This is a genomic window from Rickettsia endosymbiont of Culicoides newsteadi (assembly GCF_002259525.1).
Classification (GTDB): domain Bacteria; phylum Pseudomonadota; class Alphaproteobacteria; order Rickettsiales; family Rickettsiaceae; genus Tisiphia.
Genome location: NZ_MWZE01000147.1, coordinates 1 through 1,859 on the forward strand (window position 1 = coordinate 1; position 1,859 = coordinate 1,859).

Below are 1,859 nucleotides of genomic sequence, written 5' to 3' on the forward strand. Positions count from 1 at the left end.
CAAGTGAAAATGCCTTGTTCAAATTGGTTTTTTGTGCTATAAAACAGATTACAGCAAAGTGGAATATGCCAATCCCAGATTGGGCGGTAACCGTTTCCCAGCTAGATATTTTCTTCCCTGATAGGTTGAATTTTAGACTATGATATTCTATACTGACACAGCTCAGCGAACGTTCTCCATTAAGGAGGGATGTTTACGCAACCCAGTCTACCAACGTACTTCTGGGGGTAGGGACATTAATATTGCCTCAACATTACCATCTGTCATTAAGCCAAATAATGTACCACGATCATATAGTAAGTTAAACTCAACATATCTACCTCGACGTACTAATTGATAATCTCTTTGTTCCTTGCTCCAGGGTAGAAGCATTTTTGTTCTAACAATTTCAGGATATACTGTTAGAAATGCTTGTCCTACGTCTTTAGTAAAAGAAAAATCATTATTAAAATTTCCGGTATTTAAATAATCATAAAATATACCTCCTACTCCCCTTGGTTCATTCCGATGTTTTAAGTAAAAATATTCATCGCATTGTTTTGTAAATTTATGATAATAATTTGGATCATGTTTATTACAAGCTTGTTTAAAAGCAGTATGAAATTTTGCTGTCTCATTCTTATCAGGATAAAATGGTGTTAGGTCGCCACCACCGCCAAACCAACGATTAGCAGTTTCAATATAGCGGGTGTTGAAATGCACTGCTGGTACTAATGGAGAAGTAAGGTGAGCGACGATAGAAATACCAGTAGCAAAAAATTGCCTACTATTTTCTGTACCTGGTATATTTTTACTAAATTCTGTAGATAATTCTCCAAAAACTGTAGAAATATTTACCCCAACTTTCTCAAATAAGTTGCCACGCATTATAGACATTACTCCACCACCACCGCTTTTTCTATCCCAGGGTGTTCGTATGAATTTTGCTGGTTCTAAACCTTTCGCCTTACTATATTCAAGCTCAATTTCTTCTAATTTGCTACATACTTGATCGCGTAAATCACTAAACCATGTTATCGTTTTTTCTTTATCAGTTGTCATAATTTTTCCAATTTATTTACATTATACCCCAAAATTTTCTTCCACTAATACTTTAAGTAAAAATAATTTTTTTACATTGAATTTCTATATTCTGCCTTATGTCTTTGTTGTTGCAACCGAAGTAGTGATGTCGTTTTATTACTACCATTGCCAAGTTTTTGATTGTGCATAATATTTCTTATATCTTTTACGGTATCTTTTTGTTTCATTAACTGTAGTGCTTGCGTAAAAATCTCCTTGTCAGGTGATTTTGTTATAATTTTCTCTAATTTCGCTTCAATTCTTTCTCTTATTTGTTGTTTATCTTGTTCATTTGCCTGTTTACCAATTTTATCAATAGTCAATTGATCAATGAATTTATCCATCTCATTATTAAATGATATTATATCTTTATGGTTGCTGGTTAAGATATCTTTTGTTGATTGCATTATCTTATATTTATAATGGACTGAAGAAAATGGACAAAAAAAATAGAGTTAAAAGTTTCCTAATTAAGATAAAATAATAAGAAAAAATTAGGAGAAAAAATGACAAAAGAAAAAGCAAGAGTTTTTAGTGCTGAAGAAAAAACTAGGATAGTATTAGAAGTGCTGAAAGAAGAGAGTCCATTATCAGTGATAGCATCAAAATATGAGATAAACTCAAAGACAATTAGTAATTGGAAAAAACAATTTATATCAAATGCAGCATTGGCTTTTGAACCAGCAAAACTGGTAAGTAAATATCAGGAACAAATTAATATGCTGAAAGAACAAAATGATGAATTAGCGAAAACTCTTGGAAAAACAATAGTAGAGAGAGATTGGGCTGTGGGAAAG

3 protein-coding genes and 1 pseudogene are annotated in these 1,859 nt (G+C 32.2%); 2 read left to right on the forward strand and 2 right to left on the reverse strand.

Translation table 11 applies throughout. From position 1 onward, the window contains the following. Positions 1–143, forward strand: a pseudogene (locus tag RiCNE_RS08645) (IS256 family transposase); the annotation flags it as partial. 64 nt (positions 144–207) lie between these two features. On the opposite strand, the gene hemF reads toward RiCNE_RS08645, so the two are convergent. Both hemF and RiCNE_RS06895 read right to left on the reverse strand, forming a co-directional pair. After that, positions 208–1,041, reverse strand: coding sequence for an oxygen-dependent coproporphyrinogen oxidase (gene hemF / locus RiCNE_RS06890; RefSeq protein ID WP_410525752.1), 834 nt, complete (start codon positions 1,039–1,041; stop codon positions 208–210). Between the two features lie 71 nt (positions 1,042–1,112). Next, a complete protein-coding gene (locus RiCNE_RS06895) occupies positions 1,113–1,469 on the reverse strand; it encodes a hypothetical protein (RefSeq protein ID WP_094649814.1) in 357 nt (118 codons plus the stop codon). Between the two features lie 99 nt (positions 1,470–1,568). Here RiCNE_RS06895 and RiCNE_RS06900 point away from each other — a divergent pair. Then, the coding region (locus tag RiCNE_RS06900) for a transposase (RefSeq protein WP_157905682.1) at positions 1,569–1,859 on the forward strand (291 nt) is incomplete at its 3' end.